The organism is Pseudomonas sp. FSL L8-0168, assembly GCF_037976155.1.
Taxonomy (GTDB): domain Bacteria; phylum Pseudomonadota; class Gammaproteobacteria; order Pseudomonadales; family Pseudomonadaceae; genus Aquipseudomonas; species Aquipseudomonas paracarnis.
In genome coordinates, this window is the sequence record NZ_CP150262.1 from 1,123,139 (window position 1) to 1,146,214 (window position 23,076).

Annotated in this window: 21 protein-coding genes; 5 read left to right on the forward strand and 16 right to left on the reverse strand. The window is 59.8% G+C overall.

Annotation, left to right across the window (positions count from 1 at the left end; all coding sequences use genetic code 11):
* Positions 1-30: 30 nt before the first annotated feature.
* Entirely contained in the window at positions 31-2,100 is a 2,070-nt protein-coding gene (locus tag MHH62_RS04650; RefSeq protein WP_103452206.1) for an EAL domain-containing protein, read from the reverse strand.
* A gap of 345 nt (positions 2,101-2,445) precedes the next feature.
* Between MHH62_RS04650 and MHH62_RS04655 the strand changes: the two genes are divergently transcribed.
* Positions 2,446-2,700, forward strand: a complete 255-nt coding sequence (locus MHH62_RS04655) for a hypothetical protein (RefSeq protein ID WP_224797013.1) — start codon at positions 2,446-2,448, stop codon at positions 2,698-2,700.
* 11 nt (positions 2,701-2,711) lie between these two features.
* A complete protein-coding gene (locus MHH62_RS04660; RefSeq protein WP_014718230.1) occupies positions 2,712-3,041 on the forward strand; it encodes a DUF6388 family protein in 330 nt (109 codons plus the stop codon).
* Between the two features lie 8 nt (positions 3,042-3,049).
* Here the strand turns inward: MHH62_RS04660 and MHH62_RS04665 are convergent, their stop codons facing one another.
* From MHH62_RS04665 to tssA, 15 genes are all read right to left on the reverse strand, one after another.
* A complete protein-coding gene (locus MHH62_RS04665) occupies positions 3,050-3,892 on the reverse strand; it encodes a serine/threonine-protein kinase (RefSeq protein WP_072434478.1) in 843 nt (280 codons plus the stop codon).
* Positions 3,889-4,611 carry a PP2C family serine/threonine-protein phosphatase gene (locus tag MHH62_RS04670; protein WP_044483593.1) on the reverse strand — a complete coding sequence of 241 codons (723 nt, stop codon included), beginning with the start codon at positions 4,609-4,611 and terminating at the stop codon, positions 3,889-3,891. Before MHH62_RS04670 ends, MHH62_RS04665 begins: the two co-directional genes overlap by 4 nt.
* 5 nt (positions 4,612-4,616) lie before the next feature.
* Positions 4,617-7,982, reverse strand: coding sequence for a type VI secretion system membrane subunit TssM (gene tssM, locus MHH62_RS04675; protein WP_339232578.1), 3,366 nt, complete (start codon positions 7,980-7,982; stop codon positions 4,617-4,619).
* A 16-nt stretch (positions 7,983-7,998) separates the two neighbouring features.
* Complete coding sequence (gene icmH / locus MHH62_RS04680; protein WP_014718226.1) at positions 7,999-8,859, reverse strand: type IVB secretion system protein IcmH/DotU; 861 nt, start codon at positions 8,857-8,859, stop codon at positions 7,999-8,001.
* Positions 8,860-8,864: 5 nt separating this feature from the next.
* A complete protein-coding gene (gene tssK / locus MHH62_RS04685) occupies positions 8,865-10,193 on the reverse strand; it encodes a type VI secretion system baseplate subunit TssK (protein ID WP_020301576.1) in 1,329 nt (442 codons plus the stop codon).
* 1 nt (position 10,194) lies between these two features.
* Entirely contained in the window at positions 10,195-10,680 is a 486-nt protein-coding gene (gene tssJ, locus MHH62_RS04690; protein WP_014718224.1) for a type VI secretion system lipoprotein TssJ, read from the reverse strand.
* A 5-nt stretch (positions 10,681-10,685) separates the two neighbouring features.
* A complete protein-coding gene (gene tagH / locus MHH62_RS04695; RefSeq protein ID WP_014718223.1) occupies positions 10,686-11,882 on the reverse strand; it encodes a type VI secretion system-associated FHA domain protein TagH in 1,197 nt (398 codons plus the stop codon).
* A gap of 11 nt (positions 11,883-11,893) precedes the next feature.
* A complete protein-coding gene (locus MHH62_RS04700) occupies positions 11,894-12,025 on the reverse strand; it encodes a hypothetical protein (RefSeq protein ID WP_014718222.1) in 132 nt (43 codons plus the stop codon).
* 35 nt (positions 12,026-12,060) lie between these two features.
* A complete protein-coding gene (locus tag MHH62_RS04705) occupies positions 12,061-13,590 on the reverse strand; it encodes a sigma 54-interacting transcriptional regulator (RefSeq protein WP_339232581.1) in 1,530 nt (509 codons plus the stop codon).
* 104 nt (positions 13,591-13,694) lie between these two features.
* On the reverse strand, positions 13,695-14,702 hold the full coding sequence (gene tssG / locus MHH62_RS04710) for a type VI secretion system baseplate subunit TssG (protein WP_019817599.1): 1,008 nt from the start codon (positions 14,700-14,702) through the stop codon (positions 13,695-13,697).
* Positions 14,666-16,453, reverse strand: a complete 1,788-nt coding sequence (gene tssF, locus MHH62_RS04715) for a type VI secretion system baseplate subunit TssF (RefSeq protein ID WP_339232582.1) — start codon at positions 16,451-16,453, stop codon at positions 14,666-14,668. Before tssF ends, tssG begins: the two co-directional genes overlap by 37 nt.
* Positions 16,443-16,844 carry a type VI secretion system baseplate subunit TssE gene (gene tssE, locus MHH62_RS04720; protein ID WP_014718218.1) on the reverse strand — a complete coding sequence of 134 codons (402 nt, stop codon included), beginning with the start codon at positions 16,842-16,844 and terminating at the stop codon, positions 16,443-16,445. Before tssE ends, tssF begins: the two co-directional genes overlap by 11 nt.
* Positions 16,845-16,858: 14 nt before the next feature.
* Complete coding sequence (gene tssC, locus MHH62_RS04725) at positions 16,859-18,337, reverse strand: type VI secretion system contractile sheath large subunit (RefSeq protein ID WP_014718217.1); 1,479 nt, start codon at positions 18,335-18,337, stop codon at positions 16,859-16,861.
* Positions 18,338-18,364: 27 nt separating this feature from the next.
* Positions 18,365-18,862, reverse strand: a complete 498-nt coding sequence (tssB, locus tag MHH62_RS04730) for a type VI secretion system contractile sheath small subunit (protein WP_014718216.1) — start codon at positions 18,860-18,862, stop codon at positions 18,365-18,367.
* Between the two features lie 24 nt (positions 18,863-18,886).
* Positions 18,887-20,431: a type VI secretion system protein TssA gene (tssA, locus tag MHH62_RS04735; RefSeq protein ID WP_166644903.1), complete on the reverse strand. Its 1,545-nt coding sequence runs from the start codon at positions 20,429-20,431 to the stop codon at positions 18,887-18,889.
* 469 nt (positions 20,432-20,900) lie between these two features.
* On the opposite strand from tssA, the gene MHH62_RS04740 reads away from it, so the two are divergent.
* The 3 genes from MHH62_RS04740 (at position 20,901) to MHH62_RS04750 (ending at position 23,006) form a co-directional block, all read left to right on the forward strand.
* On the forward strand, positions 20,901-21,416 hold the full coding sequence (locus MHH62_RS04740; RefSeq protein WP_014718214.1) for an Hcp family type VI secretion system effector: 516 nt from the start codon (positions 20,901-20,903) through the stop codon (positions 21,414-21,416).
* A 705-nt stretch (positions 21,417-22,121) separates the two neighbouring features.
* Positions 22,122-22,616 (forward strand): DUF1543 domain-containing protein, encoded by a 495-nt coding sequence (locus MHH62_RS04745; RefSeq protein ID WP_038449936.1) that lies wholly within the window; start codon positions 22,122-22,124, stop codon positions 22,614-22,616.
* 108 nt (positions 22,617-22,724) lie between these two features.
* Positions 22,725-23,006: a peptidylprolyl isomerase gene (locus MHH62_RS04750; protein WP_014718212.1), complete on the forward strand. Its 282-nt coding sequence runs from the start codon at positions 22,725-22,727 to the stop codon at positions 23,004-23,006.
* Positions 23,007-23,076 lie beyond the last annotated feature (70 nt).

Here is a 23,076-nt window from a genome sequence, read left to right on the forward strand (position 1 = left end):
GCAGGGCGTCAGTTAGATAAGCGTCGGCCATCAGACCAACGCCCTGCGCTCACGCACAAAGCGCGGCAACTGATCCCCAGGCAGTGCCTTGCTGAAATACCAGCCCTGGATAAACAACTCAGGCCCGTTACTCAAAAAGGCCAATTGCTCAGCCGTCTCAACCCCTTCCACTACCACGCCCAGGTCCAAGGCCTCGCAGAACCGCAACATACCTGTGAGCACCTGGGCGCCTTTAGGGTCATGCTGGGCAACCACAAAACTGCGGTCGATCTTGATGAAATCCACAGGAAACTGGTGCAGATAGCTCAACGCAGAAAACCCAGTGCCAAAATCATCCAGATAGACCTTGGCGCCCATGGCCTGCAACTTCTGGATGGTCTGGCGGGTGGCCGGGATGTCGCTGACCAGCGCGTCTTCGGTAATTTCCACTGAAACTTGCCCACGGGCCTGGCGAAGAATTTCCACCAGGCGGTCGCCATAGGCGGCGTCCTTGAGCGTGGTGCTGGAAATATTGATGGTCATCGGCAGTTCAAAACCCACCTTCTGCCATTTCTGATACTGGCGCACAGCCTGGGATGCCACCCACACGTCTACGTCCGGCATCAGCCTGGCGTGCGCCAGCCATTGCAGGAACTCCCAGGGCGAATGCACCGTGCCCTGGCTGTCCCGGGCGCGCATCAGCGCCTCGCACCCGGTGCACAAACCGGTGCGGGTGGAGATTTGGGGTTGAAACTCAAGGTAGAACTCGTAATCGCTGATCTGTTGAATACGGTTCAACTCAGCGGCCTGACGGGCCAATGTCTGGTGAGTGGCCAGCACCGGATCGAACTCCAGCAGACGGCCTTTCTCCTCGAGACCGCGAAAGGTCATGTCAAGGGATTTGAGGTACACCGTGCCGCCATCGCTGGACTGGCGATGAATCGCCCTGACGTAGGGCGCATACGCCAGGGTACCGGCGCCCAACAGAACGATCTGCAACACCACCGCCGCCACATCGCCATGGGTGCTGAGGTACGCGTTGAGCAGCACCGGGGCGGTAAAGGGCACGCTGGCCACCGCCGGTGAGACCCAGCCCAGTTGCACCACCATCAACGCCACCATCGCGTTGAACGCCGGCACCAATAGAAATGGTATGAACAGGCGCGGGTTGAGGATGATCGGCAAACCGAACAACAGCACTTCGCTGACATTGAATAATGACAGCGGCAAACTGGCCACCGCCAGCAAGCGCATGGACTGGCTCTTGGAAAATAGCAGGATCGCCAATAACAGGCATAAGGTTGCGCCCGAGCCACCGATAAACGCAAAACTGCCCAGCAAGCCGTTGTTGAGCAGGTACAGCACCGGCTCCCCCGCCGCCAACGCTGCGCCATTGAGCGCCACCGCCTGATCCAATGCATCGAATAACGGCTGCATGGCATACACGCCGTGAATCCCGAAGAACCACAGCAGCGAATTCATCAGGGTGACAAACAACCCGCTGCCGTAAGGCGTCTGCAACGCATCAAGCACCTGAGGCCCCTGGATTTGCGCCACATGGGGGATCAACAGCAGCAACGACAACACCGCCACCAACGACAAGGCCGTGAGTGCGCCGGGTATCACCATGTTGATGGTGCCCTTGAGGTTATGGCCGACCAGGTCCTGGTTGACCAGGCGCGTCCAGCGAAAGCGGTGCAGCCAGGCGATGGCCGGCACATTGATCAAGGGCGAAGCAATGGCAATAAAGAGTAGGAACGTGGCCGAAGCACGCGGGTACTCACGCAGCACGAAGGTTGCGACCACTACATGGGCCAGGCACAGGAAGGCGACCGGCAGTTGTGGCAGACGGTGTTGAATCGCCAACATGTAACCGATGGAGGCCGCCACCAGCAACGGGATCACCGAGCTGATCTGTTTATGCAGCCCGGCCAGGAAACTCACCACCTGCGCATCGAACCCCAGCGCCAGGGCGCATTCGGACAGGATAAGGAAACCAGCGGACACCAACAGGCACGGCAGTATCCACAGCAGCCCCTCCCGAATCGCACGCAGCGACTCCGTGCTGGCCAGGACCGCCAGGCGCTGTGTCAGGAAAAGTTTGAACAGGGTGTGCGCCATGGGCCGTCCTCTGCCTGTCACCGACTGCCGCTGAAGATCAGGGCCGGAAACACCCGCTAACGCTACACGGCCTGATAGCCGAAGCGAAAGCCTTTATCCCCGTCCCTGCCCGGCTTTTTTACCAGTGAATGCCGGGTTGCTAGACTAAATCCCTACAGATTTATCGAACTTTCTGACTTGAATCATCCCCTAAGGCTGTCTGAGTCGGTATCATCCGCACGGTTTGTGCGTGTTAAAGGATGTTACAACCTGTCTGATAATGGGTACGCACTCAGGGAATCTTGCCTGGAACGACAACAGGCCAAAGGAGAGAACCTCACTATGCAAGACAAACGCTCAAGTCACATGCGTCCTCTGTTTGTCACCATCCTGCTGTGGTTGTGCAGCGTGGTGTTGCTGTTTGTAATCAAGAACCTCATTGAGTTGTTCACTGGGCCTGTGGCTGAAACCTGGGTAGACCTGACCCTGGTGCTGGTCGCTTACCTGATGTTTTTCTTGCTGGCGCCGTTGCAAAACTGGATGCAGCGCAGGTCGCGCAAGCGTGCCCGCCATCACCTCAACGCACGCGCGTCCGATAGCAACTCTCACCCTTCTCATTAAGGTGTCTACCTGTGTCGGCACCCAACGATACGCACCAACTTGCGCTGGACAGATTCCTGCGCGAACAACCGCAGGTCGCTGCCGAGCTGGACAGCCTAAACCCGCTGGTAGCCCAGGCCAGGGGCGAAACCCTGGCGCAGTATCGCGCCGAACGCCTGCATGAGGCTTTCGAAGCACACGCTGAACAGCAAAAATTATTCGCCTGGGAATTGACCCTCAAGCTGACGGCCGATTCGACCGAAGCCTTCGAGGCCCAGCGGCGCGAAGTGCATAAAGAAGTCGCACAGATGGCAGGCATGGACTGGGCGCAGTACTGCCAGTTGCACGGCTTGGCCGTTTGACCTTTGCCCTACAAGCACCAGCGTGCTCGGTTGCGCCCCATGACGTGACGCAACTCGGCGACCGTTATGCTTCGGTGCTGCGGGTCTATCGCCAACGCTGCCTGTAACGCCACCCAGCAATGCCTGGGCAACTGCGCGGGCCGGGGCAGACAGACCGTGGAGGCGCGCTCCCCAACGCGCTTGCCGTGGGCCAGTTCGTACAGGACGCAGGCCACGCCGTACAGGTCGGCAGCGGCGGTCAGCGCACCGCCGGCCAACAGTTCCGGGGCGGCGTAGGCAGGTGTCCAGGCATTGAAACGACTGCGGCTGACACTCGGCAAACCCATTGCGGCGCCTGCTTGAGCCTGGCCCAGGCCGAAATCGAACAAGCGCACGCCCTCCTCGCCCACCATGACATTGGCTGGTTTGACATCACCGTGCAGAACGTCTTGCTGGTGGGTGTAGACCAGCGCATCCAGCAACTGCACGGCGATGGGTCGCAACTCCCGCCAGGGCAAGCCATAGGGGCACTCCAGCAGCAGGCGGTCCAGCGTCACTCCTTGCAGCAACTCCATGGTGAAAAACGCGACTTGACTGTGTGTATCGACCTCAAACGAAAACGCCCGTACCACATGCGCGTGCCTCAGGCTGCGGGTCAACGCAAACTCGCTGTACAACAACACATGCGCGTCGGGGCACTGGGAAATGGGTTCGTCGAGTAGCTTGATCGCGACCTTGGAACAGGGTTCGCCCAATTGCTCGTGCAACAGGTCGCGCGCGCGGTACACCCTGCCCATGCCACCTCTGCCCAAGACACGTTCAAGGTGATAGCGCCCAGACAGTAAACGGCAGGCTTGAGCTGCCGAGTTCATGGCTGCACCACAACCGCAGTCAGGTCATCGCGTATCGGCCGGCGCAACGCCGCTGCAAATAGCCGTTCCACTGCCCGTTGAGGCGTGCCCATGCTCAACGCCCGTCCCAGGTCAACGTGGCTGAGGGCCTGATACAAGCCATCACTGCACAACAAAAATACATCCCCAGGGCGGGTACGCAGTTCCAGTACCTCCAGATGCAACCGCGAACGCGCGCCAACGGCCCGGGTCAAGGCCCTGGCACCCGGGTAAGCCTGGGCTTGCGCCACACTCAACTGACGCTCGTCCATGAGGCGCTGCAGCAGCGAGTGGTCCTTCGACAATTGGTAGAGGCTCTGGTCGCGCCATAAATAGCAGCGACTGTCTCCCGCCCATAGGCAGGCCGCCCGGCCCTTCTCCAACAACAGGGCGACCACGGTGCTGCCCATCGTCACTTCACCGGTTGCGCCAGGTTCTGTCCATGCGCGTCGTACTCCTTGGTTGACGTCCTGCAATTTGTTGCGAACCGCCTGAATACGTTGGTCAAGGTTGCCGTCAGCCGACACTGAAGCCAAGTGGCTGACTATCCACTGGCTGGCGACATCCCCGTGCCGATACCCGCCCATGCCGTCCGCCACCGCCCAGCAACCCGTGCTCGGGTTGTCCAGGAATGCATCCTCATTGCGCAACCGCGCCAAGCCTCGCTGCGTGCGCCCGGCGCTGCGCCACGGGGCTTCCATCGGGGTCACAGCTGCTCCGGCAGGCGAAAGGTGCGCCATGTGTCCATGTCAAACGGACCGGGCGTACGCTGGCTGGTGAGCCGGTAATTGGCGCGCAGGCCGGCGAGGTCTGCCTTGAGGATCTGTATATTACGGCCGCTGGCGGGCTCTTTCTGCAGCAGGTCCAGAAACCGGAACAACGACCACGCTCCAGTGTCTTTTTCGATGCCCAAGGGGCGCTGCTCCGCGCCTCTCTCCAAGACGAGGCTGCTGCGCCCATTGTCTGCGTCGGTGGGCCAATGGAACGTCATGGGTACGATCGGACCGTGGCGATACTCCAATTGCTGGTCGCCAAACCGCAGGATCGCTCGGCTGACCGATGGGTCCAGGCTGTAGGGTGCCAAGGTGAATCGCACGGACAACTCCCCCGCGTCTTCGGTAAAAAAGCCGCGGCGGATGACCTGGATCTTCATCAATTGCTCCAGCAGCGCACGGGAAACCGGCAAACTCTGGCCATCCAGCCCACGCAATCGGTAGCGGCTGCCGTCGGCACTGATAAAAGGCCGCAGGTAGCCCTCATAAAAGCGCGCCATCACCCCGCGTGGCTTGAAGAACTCCTGAAAATCGTGAAGGGCGACCTCACTGCTGGCGTGCGCATTGAATGGGTAACGTCGGCCAATGGCCTTGGCATAAAGGCTATGCACCTCGCTCTGATAACGTTGGTTGACGTGCACATAGGCCTGTTCCAGCAAATGCCGCCAACTGTCATCCGCCATACTTTCGAGCCAGCCGGCAACGGGCAGCGGCAGGCGAGCGGCGGCGTCTCGCAGATGGCCCAATGCATCCTGCTGGCCCTCCATGCGCTGCCTGGCACGCAGGAAGGCGGCCTGCTCGGGTGCGCTGTCCCGGTTCAAGGCCGTCAAATGCAGGTGCACTTCATCCAGCAGACGCAAGGCCTGAGTCAGCTCTACGCCGGGGTTCTGCTGCTCATCCAGCAATTGATGCAAAGGCTCAAAGCGGCGCTGCAAGGCGCGCCGCGGAGCCTCGACAATACCCGCCTGCCCCGCCGTCAACCTCGACTTGGCCATCTCGCCCAGGTCTGCCGACTGCTGGGCCACTTTGTCCAGCAGTCCATGGCTTGGCAACAAACGCGTATTTTCACGCACCTGTTGCAAGAGACGAATCAAAGGCGATTGCGCCGACGTCAGGTTCATCAGTTGCTCGGCATCCTGGCGCAGGTTGTCAGTCTCTTGCAGCCTGACTCGGCCAAGCGCATCGCTCCAGGCATCGGCATACTCGCTGAAATAACGTTGCTGCAGTTCCGCCATCAGGCGCCGCAAGTCCTCGGTCCCCAGGTCGGTACCCTCGCCGAGCACCCAGTTGTCCTGGGTGATGGCGTTTACCAACCGCGGGCCCTGCGCCTCAAAGTACTGCACATAGCGTTTGGTATAGAACCCCGGCACAGGCGGATCGATAGCGGCGAACACCTTACCCTCGGCCAGCCGCAACGGCTCCAGGCTGCGCGCTTGTTCGCGCAATACCCGATAGACCCCATCGGCCAACGATTCGCCCCTCAGCGCTTCACGGGCCTGGGCCACCCGCTCCGCGTTGAGTGACACCACAAAAGGTTGCTCCAGCAGCCGCGCAAGGTGCACATTGAGGCGCTTCTGTGTTGGCATATCCCCGGCAAACCGCACCGACCAAAGGCTTGCAATATGTTCTGCCAGCCAGGTCGTGTCACGGCGTTCGCGCAGATTGAGCATCAGGTAGGCACGCAGGTCGTCGAGCAGCCGCTCCCGGTCCCCGAGGCTGGCAATTACCTGTTCTTCCAACTGGGCGGCTGTCCAGGCCAGAAATGGCTTTTGCAGCGCGTGATCATAGGCTTGATCGACGCTGGGACGGCTCAGTTCGCCCTGATACAGCCCGGTGCGCTCCACCAGGCGTACATCTGCCGGCCCAGGAAAAACCTGCGTCGCCGCCAGTCGCGCGTCCAACAGCGCCAACAGCGCCGTGCTTTCATCGTCGGCCGCAAGGGCGAGCGGCGGGTGTGAGGTCAGCGCCGACAATTGCGCCAAGCGTTGGTGGTTGACTGAGTAACTGTGCCCCCATAGCCCGCCGACACCGCCAATAACCAGCGCTGCAGCCACCGCCTGCGCGCCCTGGCGCCAACGCAGACGTTGTTGTTCCTGAGCCTGCAAACCCGCAAGGTCGGCCTCGGCGAAGATCACCTGGCTGAACAGGCCCTGCACAAAGCGCGGGTGCCTGCCATCGGCGCAGGTCAAGAAGAACCCTCGCAAACCGTTGATGGGTTGGTAGCGATGTGCGCAAAACGCCATGTCAACGAACAGGCTGACGCGCTCCCCCATTCGTGCTGCCTGCTGGGGAAACTCCAGCATCTGCCCACGTCGCTCGACATTGCGCTCCTGATGCAGTCGCCCAATCAGCTCACTGTTCAAGCGCTGCAATAATTGCTCGACCGCCTGACGAACCTGTGTTGTGTCAGTACCGTCGGCGCAACCTTGCAGGTGCTGACCCAACACGCTGTCGGCACTTTCTCCAATGGGTGAGTCGAAGAATTCAGCGAATGCCGGCAATCGGTCGGCGTGGGTCAACACCAGGTAAATCGGCACATCCACATGCAACGTTTGTTGGATCTCTTGCAGGCGCGAGTGTACATGGCGTGCGTGATGATCCAAGTCGTATTCGTTGGTGCTCGACAGCATGTCGACCGATAGCGTCACCACCACACCGCTGAGCGGCCGCACTCGACGGCGCCACCGGAGCAGATGCAGCAAGGTGATCCAGCCTGCGGCGTCCACTGAAGAGTCGGGCTGGGTAAGGTAGCGTCCCGGGGTGTCGATCAGCACGCCTTCGTCGCCGAAATACCAGTCACAATGGGCACTGCTACCGATCGGCCGCGTTTGCGCGTGGTCCAGCGCCAGCGGCAAGCCCGCTGCCGCCAGCAGCTGTGTCTTGCCACTGCCCGGCTCACCGATCAACAGGTACCAGGGCAACTCATGACGCCAACGCGCGTTACGCTCTCCATAATGGCGGGATATCTTGAGCAGGTGCACGGCTTTCTTGAACCGACTGCGCAGGTGCCGGCGTTCGTCCTCCACCCGCGTCATCGGCTGTCGGCGCACCTCGCGTTCTGGTCTTTGGCGCCAGGCGGCAAAACCTGGGCCCACAAACGCCATCGCCAGTCCCCATAGCAAGAACACACCGCTGATGGTGACCAACCGAGCAGTCGCCCCGGCCCAGATACGGTGATCATCCACTGCCAGCAGCGGCCCCAAGAACCACACCATTGCCGCGCAGGAAAGCACCAGCAACAGGCTCCACACCCAAATCCTGCCCAGCACGGTGCCCACCCCCTTGAAGAATGCGATCATTCATTGCTCCCAGCGTTTACAAGGGCGTGCGGACCAGATCCGACGCCGAAAGTTGAAGGGGGTGCAGCGCGTTTGTACGCTCGTTGCTCAGCACCCAGGCAAACCCTGTGTACATCGCCAACACACACACCAAGGTGAGGCCGACCCACCAAGTGGCAGGGATGACCCGCACCTGCTTGCGCCGGTCGGTCCGCTGCTGGGCAGGCAGTAGCGCTTGCGCCGCCGGCTCCCCACGTACGTGCCTGATCTGGCGATACAAGGCATCGCGGACAGCCTCAAGTTGCGTCACGCCCCGCTCCATCACCCGGTATTTGCCTTCGAACCCCAGGGACAGGCACAGATACAGCAACTCCAGCATCGCCAGGTGCTTCACCGGGTCGCGCGTGAGGCGCTCCAGCAACTGGAATACTTTTTCGCCGCCAAAGGTTTCGTTATGGAAGCGGCTCAACAGGCTCATCTTCGACCATTCGCTTTGCGCCCCCCACGGTGTCGTCACCACCGCCTCGTCGATCACGCTGCACAACACATAGCGCGCCGACATGACCTGGCTGTTCTCCACGCCGCCCTGCAAGGCGCGGGTTTCGAACTGAGTCACCGCCAACACTAATCGGTCGTTGAGCGTGCCCAGGTTTTCACGGCCGGAGCAGACCCTGATCCCAATAACCTCGAACAATACCGCCAAGGCTGCGGCTACCAGCGGGTTGAGCCCTGTCTGAAAGCTATGCGTATCGAGCCTGTGGCCGGCGTAGATCATGCGGTCTTCCAACTGTTCGTAGCGCGGCGGCGATGGGAAATCCGTCAACGGCCCCTGGGCAGGCTCATGAGTCTCCCGGTCGAGCAGGACGGTTTTTTCATCCTGGGTGTATTCACTGTCCATGGCATTCAGTTCCTGATGGCCCAGAAGTCGAGTTCAAGCCCGGTGAACTCACCCCCTACGTGGAAAGCGAAACCACCCGACTGTTCCAGCTGTGCGATATCACGGGGGCTCATATCGAGCACGAAATAGGTCTTGCCGGCATGGAAAGGAATCTGTCGCGGCGCCACTGGCAAAGGCTTGACCTTGATACCGGCCAAGTGCAGGTTGACCAACTCGCGTATGCGCTCAACCGGCGCGACTTTCAGGTGGGCTGGCAGGCGCTGGCGCAATTCCTGCGCCTCACACTGCGCGGTGGCCGCCAGGATGAAGGTGGCTGTGCCAAGCAGTTTCAACTCGCTGACCGGGCATACCAGCACCCCGTACTGGCGAGGCTGCAATGCCAACTTGATCGCCTGTTGCTCCAGCACCACCGACAGTGCCGTACGCACCTGCGCCATCAGCCCGCGAAAACTGGCGCCCTGATCGCCGTGTTGATAGTGAACATCCAACTGCGCGCGCTTACTTTCAGTGGTGAAGGTTGATAGCTCCCCGAGCAGCGACACCAGCGCACGGAACACCGCTTCAGGCCGCACCCGCGTCTGGCTCAGGCAGTGGCGCAGCTCCAGCTCACTACGATTGATCACTTGCAGCATCAGGAAATCGGCGATTTGTGTGCCTTGGGTCGTGCTCTCGCCACGAATGCGCGCCGCGATGGCATCGCCCCGACTGGCAAGCAGGCCAATCACCTCCTTGAGACACGACGCCACGTACCCATGCTCCTGCACGAAGATAAACGTCGGGATGAACGCCGTATCCAGGTTCACACCGCCTTCACCGCTGGCGTCGAGTACCTGGGCCACCTTGAGCTTGATGAAGTGCTGGTCACCCGGCTGTTCACCCAACAGAAGACGTAAGTCCGGGCGCGCGCAGTGGATTCGGCAACGCGTATCCGCCCCCACGTTGGAATCCCCCACTTCCACTTCACAGCTGAGGTAGCGCGCCAACACGTCACTTTGCTCAGGCCGGCGGGCTTCAAGGTGACTGCCGCTGACCAGCGGCAGCGCCAGGTAAACCCCTTGCGCGCCCGAACCCTCTGGCACCTGCACCACCAGCGGCTCCATGGCAGCATTCAAGTCAAACAGGCTGCCGTCCGGCAACACGCCGCTGGCCTGGTTGACCACCAGCTTGCCCAACTTGAGGTACTGCGTATTGAGTTCGAACGTGAGCAAACCCCAGGTGTCACTGCCCAGCAGGCGGGTCTGATTGAGCTGCTGGTGGTAATAACGGTCGTTGTGCTGCAAGTGCTGTGGCCGCAACAGCATGCCTTCCTGCCAGATAACTTTATGAACCTGCATGTTATTGCGCCTCCACACCGGCGAGCGGGTCAGCAACACGTATACCGCCCTGGTCCAGCACCAGCTCGACACGGTTGCGTTGCTGTACCGTCAAGGGCACCAGCAGCCGCCACTGGACATGGGGCAAGTCTCGAAAAGCGGCCAGTACTCCCACAAAACGACTATCGGGAGCGATGCGCAGTTTGAGCGCCAGCCGGTCACCCGGGCGCAGCTCAACCTCCTCGCTGCCGACCCAGTCCTTTGGCAGCGTGTGCTGCGCATTGCCATACAGGCTGAAGAAGTCGGCATGTTCAAAGGCAACGCCATGGCGCAGTTCGATCAACTGCACCACCACGGGAGAAGGACGACCGTGCAAGTCCGGGTTGACGTGCTCGCTGGCAGTCAGCACCACGTCCAGCTTGGTCAGCGTGGAAAATGGCGAGACGGCGCTGCAACCCGCCAACAGCCCGCACAAGAGCAACAACGAAACAAAGGTGGCTCGATACATGATTATCATCCTGGAAAATCAATGTGCAGGCTGGAGATCAGGCGCACCTGCTCCTCATAAGCCTTGGCGAAGTCGCCGGCCAACGGGCGATCATTCAACTGTTCTTGCGCCACCACACGCTGGTAGTAACGCTGGTAGGCACGCCACCGCCCGCCATCGGAGAAAAACCCGGCAGGCTTGCCCTGGGACGCAAAACACCCCAACAGATGGCTGGGTTCAAAGACAGCGCGGGCATTACGCATGGCGCTTCGACAAGCGGCCAGCAACGCAACCTGATGCACCTGTAGTTCCAGGTGCACCTGGGCAATGGCGCGCACCGCGGGCAGTTGACCCAACTCCCGGGTATCGAGCATCGCGGATAAAGCAGCATCGGTGTCGCTATACACTTTCAAGGGATTCTGGCCGGAGCCCTGACTGGCGAACGGCGCCATACCCAGTTCGTTATTCAGTTCTTCACGGGTGCGCAAACCTTGTTGCAGCCCTTCGATCGTCACCCGAAACAAGCGTGCCACCTTGATCGCCAATGCCTCCCGGGCCGGTGTGTCGAGGGCCGTCAGGTCCATACCCAGGACCGCTGCAAATTGCGACCAGAACACCTCGTCGGTCGACAGCGTCGACGCGACAGCGGGTACCGCGGTAACCTCCATCGAAGGGTCTTGCCGCCGCGGCAATACCACGTGCTCGCAATCGGCCCCATAGTGATCTGCCCATACCGCTTGCTCATCGGCGCTCTTGTTCAAGGCCTCCAGATCATCCGACGTGGCCCGCATCTGCCGATCAAGATCCAAGCCATGCAACGGGTCCAGCGACAGGAAAGCGTCATCGGGGATCGGCACCGCCGCTGGCGCCAGCAGCTCGTCGGAAGGTCGCGGCGATTCCAGCAATCGCGCACGTATCGTCAACACCCCCAGCTCGAATACGTCGCCGTCACTGATCAATCGTGCCTGCCCCTTGCGCAGGCGCTCAGGACTCTTGGCCATCCCGATACCGTTGCGGCTGATATCCGTGAGGAAATAACGTCCTTCACGGTAACCGATCAATCCATGATGGCTGGAGAGTACGCGGCTGGCGTCAGGGATCACCCAGTCACATCCAGGACCACGCCCGATCACGCCGCCTGTACCGTCAAATACTTTGCGGGCCAAAAGTAGGCTCTGGTCGCTTTCGCACGCGCAGACCTCAAACACAAGCTGCAGCTTCATGCCCCCTCCTTTCAGCGGCCACGAATGATCGCCTGCGGGTCACCCATGGGGTGGTACTCGGCATCATCGAACACATAGTTAGCGTTACAGCCTCCCAGCAAACACATCACCAGCACGACGACGTGCCATGGACGATCAGGCATCAGGTTTCTCCCACAGTAAAAATCAAGTGCACCATTCACCGTTCCTCCCGGGCATCGCCAAAGGGAATGTTCAAACGGGCAAGACGGTAAAGCAGGGTGCGCCGGGCGACCCCCAGCTCCCGCGCGGTGCGGGTGCGATTGCCATGGTTCTTGTGCAGGCAGTCGAGCAGGAACGTACGCTCCACTCGCTCCATCCGCTGGCGCAGCGTCACGTCATCGGGAGAGGCCGGCTCTGGTGCCAGCGGCAGTGCCAGGTGCTCGGGCCGAATCACGCTGTCGTCACACAACAACACGGCGCGTTCCACCAGGCATTTGAGCTCGCGTACGTTGCCGGGAAAACCATGGCTGGACAGTTGATCGAGGGCGGTATTCGCCCATTCGACAGGTGGCCTCCCCAGCGCCGCGCACACCTTGCCTGTGAAATGGCGCGCCAGTTGCAGCACATCGCCGTCCCGCTCGCGCAGGGCCGGTAAGGTGATGGGGAACTGAGCCAGACGGTAATAGAGGTCTTCGCGAAAGCGCCCTTCGGCGACCATCGCCGCGAGGTCGCGGTGGGTCGCGGCAATGATGCGTACGTCGACCTTATGTGCCGCACTGGCACCCAGCGGGCGAACCTCACCCTCCTGTAATACCCGCAGCAACTTGGCTTGCAAGGGCAGCGGCATATCGCCGATCTCATCCAACAGCAACGTACCGCCATGTGCGGCGTCGAACAGCCCCCCGTGATTGCGATCGGCACCAGTGAACGCACCTTTGCGGTAGCCGAACAGCTCACTTTCAAGCAATCCTTCCGGGAACGCCGCGCAGTTCTGCACGACAAAGGCCTTGGCCTTGCGCGGCCCGGCCGTGTGTATGGCCCGGGCCACCACTTCCTTGCCTGTGCCGGTCTCACCCTGCAACAGCACGGTGTAAGGGGTGTGCAGGACTTTACTGATCAAACGACAGGCCTGCTCCATTGCCGCGCTGGTGCCAATCAGGCCGTATGCGCCAGCCAAGGGTTTGTGGCCTGCGGGCTTTGGGCCGACGTTGGGCTGCCTACCGCGCAGTACGCGTAACCGGTTCACGGCGTAGCTGCCCAAATGCCCCAACGAGGGGGCGTAGCCTTGCAGCTGGGCCGGCTGTTGGCGGGCGCACACCAGCACCCCAGTTATCCGCTCACATTGATTGAACAGCGGCACGATTAATAGCGCACGCCATGGTGTCGCCAATGCGGGCAGAAAACCTGTGTCATGGCCTCTGCCTTGCACATCCTCCAGGCTCAACCCAGTGCCTTGGGTCAAGGCGTCGTGCAGCAACTGTTGGGAATGCTGACCAGGCCGTGGAGGCATGACGGTGAGCGACGACACTTGGGCTAGATGTTGGGCGATCAGTTCAAGCCGGCCGGTCACTTCATCGAGCAGATACAATTGGCTGACGTCAGATTGGCTCAGCCGGGCCGCCGTGCTGACACATTCGTCAGGTAACGCGTGTTCATCACGCTCGAACCCCAAGCGTGCGAAACAGGCAGACAACGCGTCGGCATACCTCAGCGCGTCGGCCCCGCCACCGGGCAGGTTATCGGTCATTGGTTGCACCCGCAGAAATCCACCAGGGCCGATGCTGTTTCCAGCCGTGCTGACAGTGCGCCGATCATGCGTTGCAAATCCCTGTTCATCATGTCCATTCATCCCTAATGAAAATTACGGGTTAGCGTGACTACGCCATCGGCCCGCTCGTGCCCCAGCCAGGTGGTCCAACCCAGGCGGCAAACCGTGTTTTCGCCAATGTGCAGAGCCCTGATCTGACCCTGCGCCAGTACCAGACGCAGGTCGTATTCCAATGGGTCGCGCAGGGTCAGGCGCACCAGCGAACGCAGCGGCTGATAGGCCTTTCCCGTGGGCAGGAAGTCGTGAAAACGCTGCCACCCCAACGCGCGGACATGCACCCTGAACTTGCCACTGCGGTCAGCGACGCGGCGCCCCAGCACCAGGTCCTCGCCAAGCACACTGTTGGCCCGCCCCAGGTCATTGCGCTGGACCGGGCTGATCTCGACCTGGCGTTCAACCCACTGCTCGATAAACAACGCGTCGTGCTTGAAGTAGTAGCGCAGGACCGACTCGATCAACGCCGCCGAGTGCACACGCACACTCAGCAGGCCCAGGTAGGGCAGCAGGCGTTTGCAATCGAGCTGGGAAGCGCCACGGATTGCGGTGCCGCCCAGACCCGTCAAGGCAAACATCTGCTCGGAAAAACCATCATTGGCGCCTGCCCGGAAACACGCCCGATAGCGGTACTTGCGCCAGATCGGGAGCATCAGCCGGTGCAAGCGATGATGGAACATATCCAGGAAATCTCGAGTCGGGTTGCCGCCTGGCTGCTCGGCAAATGCCTGCTCACCATAAAACGCAGGCAGTGGGGACCCGGCGCCAAATAACCCCAGTACATTGAGGCGCAGGCGTGCGCGTAAATGTCCATGCTCCATAAAGAACTCCACTCGGTCGATATCGTGCGCGGCAAAGCCCAAGCCAGGGTTGGCCTGGAACTCCAACTGGTCGTACAACGCGTCTTCATCCAGCAGCGGATGAGCCTCACGCAATCGCTCGATCACCTGCAAAACCGCCTGGAACAACGTGTATTCACGGATACCACGGCAAAGTTGATTCAGAGCAGGGGCTGTTGTCCCGTCAGGGATGGCCATAAATACACGTCTCCTTGTGTGCTGATGACACGCAACTCGTGATGGGAATTGAGGCTGGCATAAAGCGCAAAGAACTGATTGAGGACCGAAGCGAATACAAATAAGTCGCCCTGGCCGACAAAGCCTTGGGAATCGACCGTCAGATCGACCCGCACCCCTCGCACGGGCAACCCACGATGCAGGCGATCCGTCGCCTCATGATGGATGGCGCGCAAAGCCGCCAGTCTTTTCTGGCTGACCTTCAGCGCCTGGCGGTCGTAATAACGCGGCAGGTCGTAGGTTGCGAGAATCGCCTTCAAGGCGTTGATGTCGGTCAACGACAAGTAGTTGAGCGACATATTGCTGATGAGATTCCACAGGAAATCCTGGTCCAGGGGCGGTGCGTAGCTCGCCGTTGGCGCGGTGATATTGCGAAACGTCAACGACTCCGGTGTGTGTTCGCCGGGCTGGTTGATATCGCCTGCACGTAATTGCCGTGGCAGGTTGCAATTGGTACAGGTCAGTTCGACCGACAGGGTTTCCTGGCCCTGTTTGCGGCGATTGCCGAACCCCATCCAGGTGTCGAGTCCACCATGTTGAACCGACGAACGTTGGCGAATGCTGTAGCTGGGCGGTGCCGCCACAGGCTCGCTGTGGCAGTCATGTTCAAACGACTCGAACGGCACGTAGGTTTGATAGCCCAAGCCACCGGGGCGCCAGCCGGTGACCCGGTCCACTGAATACACGCTGGCATTGCCCGGCGTGTATTCCCCAGGTACCAAAAGGTACTCGTCCTGTTTACCGTCCAGGCGAATGGGAATTGCATCCTGAGTAAACAGGTTGACGATGGGCGTGCAATACAGCTTTACGTTATCCAAGGTAGGACGCAGGGGCTCGCGGCCCTGACTGCGGAGCTCGAAACGCATCACCAGGCCGTGCGCCTGCCGGAGCAACTCGTGAGACAACGTGTGCAACACCTCCAAGCCTTCGACATCGACAAACAGGTACTTCTCGGGAAACGCGAAGTACTCCTGCAGGTGCCGATAGCCCTCCAGCGTGTTCTGCGGATAAGGAATCAGCGCCTGTTCCTGGGAAAACCCCACTGGCCGGACCTGGTTGGCATTGAGCCGCAGCGTCAGGGGTTGGTCATCGCCGGCGCTGATCGGCAGGCCATCGTGATCCACGAGCTGCAGGCTGATTCCCGCCAGATGGCGCAATAGGCCCAGGTACAGGCCCTGACTGATGTAGTGGTCGCCGGCCAGGTGCAGCCGCAGCGAATCGAATTCCAACTCACTGAAGCTGCCGTCGACACTCATGCACAGGCGCAAATCCAACCAGGCCCCTTCACCCTGGCATTTGTATTCCAGGTCAGTGAGTTGCAATGGCATGACATCGGTGGGATAGCATGTACGGAACTGGCAACGCTCACCGTGGATGGGAGCGCTTTGCACGGCGGTATCCCGAGCCACCCGAACGCTTGGGCCGGCGCGTTTCAACGGGTCGAATTGCAAGATGCTGAAGGCCGGTATCGGGCGCATGTAATGGGGCCAGAGCAAGTGCATCAACGAGTGCGTCAACTCCGGCAGTTCGTCATCCAGCTTCTGACGCAAGCGCCCGGTCAGGAATGCAAAGCCCTCCAGCAAGCGCTCGACATCCGGGTCCTGGCCCGCTTCGCCGAGAAACGGCGCCAGGGCGGGATTACGTTCGGAAAAACGTCGCCCCAGTTGGCGCAACGCACTGAGTTCGCTTTGAAAATAACGGTTAAGCGTCATTGGCACAGACCTCAACCCGCCCGGTATCCGTGAGGCGCGCGTGGAACACTACAGGATGCAGTACGCCCTCAATCATCCGCTCAGCCTCAATGGCGAATGCCAGGGACAAGGAGTCACGCACAACCGGCAACAGCCTGACACGTACGTTCGTCAGCCGCGGCTCATAGGCCTGGATAAAACGTTCGATATGCAGCCGCGACTGGCTCAAGGACTCATGCAAGCTGAGCCGCATGTCATTGAGGTCAGGCAAGCCATAATCAGGCAGCGTCTGGACACTGCCCGCACGAGTGCTGAGCATTTTCCCCAAATGTGCGGCGATGGACGCCACGGTGGCACCCGGGTTAGACGCCCCCTGCTCGAGGCGTTCGAAAAGGCTGTTGTGCTCAAGCATGCCCTGGCTTCTGCTCATTCTTTATCGAGCTTCCCGACCAGGGACAACGTGAAGTCTGCCCCCATGTATTTGAAATGCGGGCGTACCGTAACGTTGACCCGGTACCAGCCAGGCTCGCCCTCGACATCGCTGACGACAATGCGCGCAGCGCGCAAGGGGCGCCGCCCGCGCACCTCGGCACTGGGATTTTCCTGGTCCGCCACGTATTGGCGAACCCATTTGTTGAGCTCCAACTCCAGGTCCGTCCGCTCTTTCCACGCGCCCAACTGCTCCCGTTGCAGCACTTTGAGGTAATGAGCCAGGCGGTTGACCACCATCATGTAGGGCAATTGGGTGCCCAAGCGGTAATTCAGCTCTGCCGCCTTGCCCTCCTCACTGATGCCGAACGATTTGGGCTTCTGCACGGAGCTGGCGGAAAAAAACGCTGCGTTATCGCTGCCCTTGCGCATGGTCAAGGCGATGAAACCTTCTTGTGCCAGCTCGTACTCACGTCGGTCCGAAATCAGCACCTCCGTAGGAATCTTGGTTTCAATCTCGCCCATGCTCTGGAAGTGATGCAGCGGCAGGTCTTCGACCGCCCCGCCGCTTTGCGGGCCAATAATGTTGGGGCACCAGCGAAAGCGCGCGAAGCTGTCGGTCAGGCGAGTGGCAAAGGCATAGGCGGTATTGCCCCACAAGTAATGCTCGTGGCTGTTAACCACGTTCTCCTGGTAGGCGAAGGTCTTGACCGGGCACTCAAGGGGGTCATACGGGGTGCGCAGCAAAAAGCGCGGCACGGTGAGGCCAATATATCGTGCGTCTTCGCTCTGCCGGAAACTTTGCCATTTGGCAAACTGCGGGCCTTCGAAATGGTCCCGCAGATCCTTCAGGTCGGGCAACCCGGTGAAGCTTTCCAAGCCGAAGAAACTTGGCCCCGCTGCAGCGATAAAGGGCGCGTGGGCCATGCCGGCGACGCTGGATGCGTATTGCATCAGTTTCACATCGGGCGCACTGGGCGAAAGAAAGTAATTGGCAATGATCGCGCCCACTGGCTGACCGCCGAACTGACCGTATTCGGCGCTATAGACGTGCTTGTATAACCCGGACTGGGTAATTTCCGATGAATCTTCGAAATCATCCAACAGGTCCTCGCGCGAAACATTCAGCAGTTCGATCTTGATGTTCTCGCGAAAATTGGTGCGATCGACCAGCAACTGCAAGCCTCGCCACGAAGCCTCCAACGCCTGGAAGTCCGGATGGTGAAGGATCTCATCCATTTGTTCGCTGAGCTTGGTGTCGATCTCGGCGATCATCCGGTCGACCAGGCGTTTCTTTACGGGTTCGTCACAATTATGTGGCTTGACCAGCTCTGCGATAAACGCCGACACGCCGCGCTTGGCGATGCCATAAGCCTCGTCGTCGGCGCTGAGCAATGTCTGGGAAATGATGTTATCGAGGATGCTACCGCTTTCGATAACCTGTACGGGTTGCGTGCCGTGTTGAATGGTGGTCATGGTGTCAGTGTCCTTTTACTGAAAACGTCAGGCTTGAGGCCTATCCAGGCCCAGTTCGGCGAGCACTCGTGCGCGAGAGTCACCATTGGCCAACGCCCGCTCGATAGCGTTGCGAAAGCTGGGCGTATTGCCCAGCGGTCCCTTGAGCGCCACTAATGCCTCACGCAATGCCATCAACTTTTGCAATTGCGGGATCTGCTCCACCAGGTTCGCGGGGTTGAAGTCCTTCATGGTGTTAATTCGCACCTGAACCGGCAGTTCTTCCACGTCGGCTGCATCCTGGAGGCGGTTGGGAACGCTCAGCGTCAGGCTCAATGCTTGCTTGGCCAACACCTCGTCAAAGGTGTGCTTGTCGATACCGATGGGCTTGCGATCTTCGAGTTTGCGTGGGTCCGCGCGCTGGGAAAAATCCCCCAGCACCAGCAGCTTCAACGGCAGTTCGACATCTTCCTGAGCGCTACCGACCGCGGGTTTGAAGGTAATATTGATACGTTCCTTGGGGGCTACCGAACCGTCTTTGGCCATGGTGCTTCTCCTTTTGATGAGGCGCTATTCAAGTACTGCTTCCAGGTCGAAATGGCATAACCGGCGATGCAGGGTGTCTTTTCCGTCTTGTACGGCTTGGTTTTGTGGCAACAGGTCGTAGCAGCGATACAGCAGTTGGCCCACTTGCATGGCCAGCTCCGGCTCCCAACTTTCCAGGCCCGTGCGCTGTAATTGCAGGTCGAGTTGTTCCAGCTGGATCCTGGCCAGGTCATGCTTGCCGGCCGCCACACACAACCTGGCCAGCGCCAGGTGCCAGTGAAAACGCGCTCGATCACCACACGCCGCCCGCAGCCCTTGCTTGAGCACACTCACCGCGGCCTTGAGCCCGTCTTTGCGCAGGCAGGGCATCACCGCCTGCAACGCGGCTTCCCAGGGCTGAGCAGCGCTGTCGACGACGACATTGGAGGGCTCAGGCTTGTGCAGGTGACGCATGACGTGAAATGCGATCCACTCACCTGTCGCGGAGTCGGCAAAGGGCGTGCCGTCCTCGAACCGATACTCAGGCAGGTTCGGCAGGCGATGCAGCAGCAGAGCAAATTGCATTTCCAGTTCGGTCATGGCGAGGTCTGCGTGCAAGGCCTCCAGGCACTCCCAGACCATGCGCAAACCATCGAACCAGAACATTGCACCGGCCAGGCTGACCTCGAGTTCAAGCAACAGATCGGCGTAATGGCCTTGGCTGAAGCGGTCTTGATAGCGCTTGCGCTTGTCGGTAGCCAATGGGCGCAGCGCCGTGACGCGCTCATTATTGGCGTCGGGATAATTGACGAGCATCAGCCAGGCCAAGGTTCGGCCCAGGCGCAAGGCGCGCGGGTCGGCCGCATCCTGACGCAACCACCAGGTACATAAAGGCCGAGCCTGCTCCTGCAATGCGCGCAGCCGTTTGTGCGCGTCTTTTTCGTTATTGAGCGGTTGCTCGGGGGCCGGCAGCGGGCTTGGCGCAGGTTTGACCCGGGCAATGACGCCCGCGACGTCGCCAGGTTCGGCAGCAGCCTGGGCCAAGCGCGCCGACAGCTGCCGGCGAACCGGCAACAGCAGCGGCGCCTCGCTGCCAAGCTGTTCACCCCATATCTGATCGAGACATTCGAGGTGTTCCAACAGCGCCTGGAATAAAGGCCGTTGATCACTGAGCGGCAGGTTGTGCGCGCACGCTTGCTCAAGGCGCAACACCAACCAGCCAAACGCCGCAACGCGGGTACGCAGCTTAACTGGATAGACCTGCGTCCAATGGTGCTCGCAGAGTTCGCGCAGCACACCGAGACCAGCCAGCAACCCAGCGAATGAATCACGCTGATACAGGGCCCAGGTCAACCAGGCGGCGACGCGCAGATCCTTGGAATGCTCACGCAAAATGCACTCGCTGATCTCGCTGATCTTCTGCCAATCCGGCAGCCCCGCACCATGAATGGAATGAGCCTTGCCCAACTCGGTTTCCAGCACCTCAAACTCGCTTGAAAAACGCATGTCGCTACCAACAAAACTGCTTGGCGAACACGCTGTCCGGGCAAGTTCCTGGCAATAGGCATATAGCTGTTCTGAATAAACTATTTTGGGCTGCACACAACCATCCAAGGCAAAATAGGCAAAATTAACGTCGTTGTTAAAAACCTTTTAACTTCCGTTCAAACCACATCGAAGTGAACGAACCTTAGCCACGAAAAAAACAATCAGCAAGTAACGGAACGGAACTTAAGAAACATCCTACGCAGCTTGAAAATAAAGACATGCGCAGTTATTTGCGCAGTCTATCCAACTAGAAAACACTCTCAAGCGCCCACAGCCTTGCATTTACAAAAACACATGACATGAGCAACTAAGTGCGCATAGGCGTGCAACTAATAGCGCTAAAAACTCACCCACAGCCCTACAACAAATTCTCAATAACGGCCACTGAGTCTTCTTCGCCCTTATTTCATTGAGCCTCACACTTTCAGGCACGCTTCTTGTTAAAGGCACTTGACCGCTCAGCGCTCTCGCTGCCCGGCAATACCTACTCAATCAGGCAAGGAAACCCGTCATGCCCACACCCGCGTACCTCTCCATCACTGGTGTCAAACAAGGTTTGATTACGGCAGGCACATTTACCCAGGACTCGGTAGGCAACATTTATCAGGAAGGCCATGAGGACCAGATTCTGGTGCAGGCGTTTGCTCATCAGGTGATCATTCCCCGCGACCCGCAATCGGGCCAGCCGACCGGTCAGCGCGTGCATAAACCCCTGATGATCAGCAAGGTTTTCGATAAATCCTCACCCTTGCTGTTCAGCGCCCTGACCACCGGCGAAGAAGTGTCCTGCCGCCTGGAGTGGCTGCGCACCTCCTCGGCCGGAACCCAGGAGCACTACTTCACGATTGAACTGGAAGGCGCCACCATCGTTGACATCCAATCTCGCATGCCCAACTGCCAAGACCCAGACAACGCCCACTTTACCCACCTGGAGGATGTGCACTTCACCTATCGCAAGATTATCTGGACTCACGAAGTGGCCGGGACGTCCGGCTCGGATGACTGGCGCAGCCCAGTGACGGGTTAACGCGAGCAGTAAAGACGGTAACCACGATGCGAAGCGAGCCGCTGTTGATCTTGATCTGCTTTTGATCTTGATCTCAGGCGCCCCGTTAAACCACGCTGGCCGAACGAACGCAGCTTGAATTCGTGGCTAACCCGGCAGGACGCCGGGTTAGCCGCCCCGCGCCATGGATGGCGCGTGGCGGCGGCCCACGGATTCAAGCCTGCGTTCGGGCACACCGAGCCCAAGCGAGGTGCCGAGTGGTGGGGCAAGAGCGCTTTGCTTACTTTCGCGCTTTTCGAAAGTGAGCCGCCGTTGGGCGGAACCCTAGATGGCCGTTACCGCAGAAATGGATATGTACACAATCCAACTGTGTTGACTGCCAGGCCGCCTTCGCTAGCAAGCCCGCTCCCACAGTTGGATTGTGGGGTGTCAGATAGATAGGTATTGCTTGTCAGGGCGTTATCGCAGGCAAGCCAGCTCCCACAGTTGGATCCTGGGGTGTCAGGTAGATAGGTATTGCTTGTCAGGGCGTTATCGCAGGCAAGCCAGCTCCCACAGTTGGATCCTGGGGTGTCAGGTAGATAGGTATTGCTTGTCAGGGCGTTATCGCAGGCAAGCCAGCTCCCACAGGTTCAGCGTCGCGACACACAGGCCCCATCACAACCGGACAAACCAGCTCAATCGCAGTATGGTTGCCCTCTAACCACTCCCCAGGAAACCCCGGTAATGCTGTTTGTCGTCATGCTCGGGGGAAAGCACCCGCGAGCCAGGATCGAAGTACACGATGTGGTATTCGCAGTGGCCGATACCCTGCAAGCCACCTACCCACAATTACGCGACGCCTGGTTTGGCAGCCCCAAAGGCGTACACATCGATTCATGGATGGCCGTCGATGGCGTCGACGGCTGGAAGGTTGAACTGAGCCACCTGGCGCCCCACGGAGATGCGCCGCGCCTGTACTTCATCAACCTCGGCGGCTACGAGGCCAATAGCTTTGGCGAAGCCCACCACTACCTGCTGGTGGTCGCCCGTAACAAACAGGAGGCCATGCGCAAAGGTAAGCAGCAGATGCTCAGCCACTGGTCCCAGGCCCACACCGACACGGTGCTGGATATCGACGATTGCCTGCCCATCGACCTGGTGGACGGCCGCTATATCCACCTGGTGCAAGCAGCGCACCGAGCGATCGTGCAGCGCAACGACTATCTCGTACTGCCTTGAACCGGCATGACCTAAACAGCGGCGACTGAAAACCCAGTGGAACTTTGCCGAGAAATAACCGCCTGAATCCGGTACGCTCACCGTTTTTTACTCTAGGAGTTACTCACCATGGCCAAAGCCACCGCCCGTCACATCCTCGTTGCCTCTGAAGACAAGTGCAACGAACTCAAGGCCCAAATCGAAGGCGGCGCTGATTTCGCAGAAGTCGCTAAAGCCAACTCCAGCTGCCCATCCAGCCGTCAGGGCGGTGACCTCGGTTCGTTCGGCCCAGGCCAGATGGTCAAGGAATTCGACACCGTGGTCTTCAGTGCCCCGGTCAACACCGTGCAAGGCCCGGTGAAGACCCAGTTCGGCTATCACCTGCTGGAAGTCACCAGCCGCCAGGATTGATTCAATCTGCGCTGATGCTATAAACAACGGCCCGCCCTTTGGTGGGCCGTTGTGCATCTGATGACTGGCG

Coding starts and splice junctions, on each gene's coding strand:
- MHH62_RS04650 (WP_103452206.1), bottom strand. CDS start 2,100: ATGGCGCACACCCTGTTCAAACTTTTCCTGACACAGCGCCTGGCGGTC.
- MHH62_RS04655 (WP_224797013.1), top strand. CDS start 2,446: ATGCGTCCTCTGTTTGTCACCATCCTGCTGTGGTTGTGCAGCGTGGTG.
- MHH62_RS04665 (WP_072434478.1), bottom strand. CDS start 3,892: ATGAACTCGGCAGCTCAAGCCTGCCGTTTACTGTCTGGGCGCTATCAC.
- MHH62_RS04670 (WP_044483593.1), bottom strand. CDS start 4,611: ATGGAAGCCCCGTGGCGCAGCGCCGGGCGCACGCAGCGAGGCTTGGCG.
- tssM (WP_339232578.1), bottom strand. CDS start 7,982: ATGATCGCATTCTTCAAGGGGGTGGGCACCGTGCTGGGCAGGATTTGG.
- icmH (WP_014718226.1), bottom strand. CDS start 8,859: ATGGACAGTGAATACACCCAGGATGAAAAAACCGTCCTGCTCGACCGG.
- tssK (WP_020301576.1), bottom strand. CDS start 10,193: ATGCAGGTTCATAAAGTTATCTGGCAGGAAGGCATGCTGTTGCGGCCA.
- tssJ (WP_014718224.1), bottom strand. CDS start 10,680: ATGTATCGAGCCACCTTTGTTTCGTTGTTGCTCTTGTGCGGGCTGTTG.
- tagH (WP_014718223.1), bottom strand. CDS start 11,882: ATGAAGCTGCAGCTTGTGTTTGAGGTCTGCGCGTGCGAAAGCGACCAG.
- MHH62_RS04700 (WP_014718222.1), bottom strand. CDS start 12,025: ATGCCTGATCGTCCATGGCACGTCGTCGTGCTGGTGATGTGTTTGCTG.
- MHH62_RS04705 (WP_339232581.1), bottom strand. CDS start 13,590: ATGACCGATAACCTGCCCGGTGGCGGGGCCGACGCGCTGAGGTATGCC.
- tssG (WP_019817599.1), bottom strand. CDS start 14,702: ATGGCCATCCCTGACGGGACAACAGCCCCTGCTCTGAATCAACTTTGC.
- tssF (WP_339232582.1), bottom strand. CDS start 16,453: ATGACGCTTAACCGTTATTTTCAAAGCGAACTCAGTGCGTTGCGCCAA.
- tssE (WP_014718218.1), bottom strand. CDS start 16,844: ATGCTTGAGCACAACAGCCTTTTCGAACGCCTCGAGCAGGGGGCGTCT.
- tssC (WP_014718217.1), bottom strand. CDS start 18,337: ATGACCACCATTCAACACGGCACGCAACCCGTACAGGTTATCGAAAGC.
- tssB (WP_014718216.1), bottom strand. CDS start 18,862: ATGGCCAAAGACGGTTCGGTAGCCCCCAAGGAACGTATCAATATTACC.
- MHH62_RS04740 (WP_014718214.1), top strand. CDS start 20,901: ATGCCCACACCCGCGTACCTCTCCATCACTGGTGTCAAACAAGGTTTG.
- MHH62_RS04745 (WP_038449936.1), top strand. CDS start 22,122: ATGCTGTTTGTCGTCATGCTCGGGGGAAAGCACCCGCGAGCCAGGATC.
- MHH62_RS04750 (WP_014718212.1), top strand. CDS start 22,725: ATGGCCAAAGCCACCGCCCGTCACATCCTCGTTGCCTCTGAAGACAAG.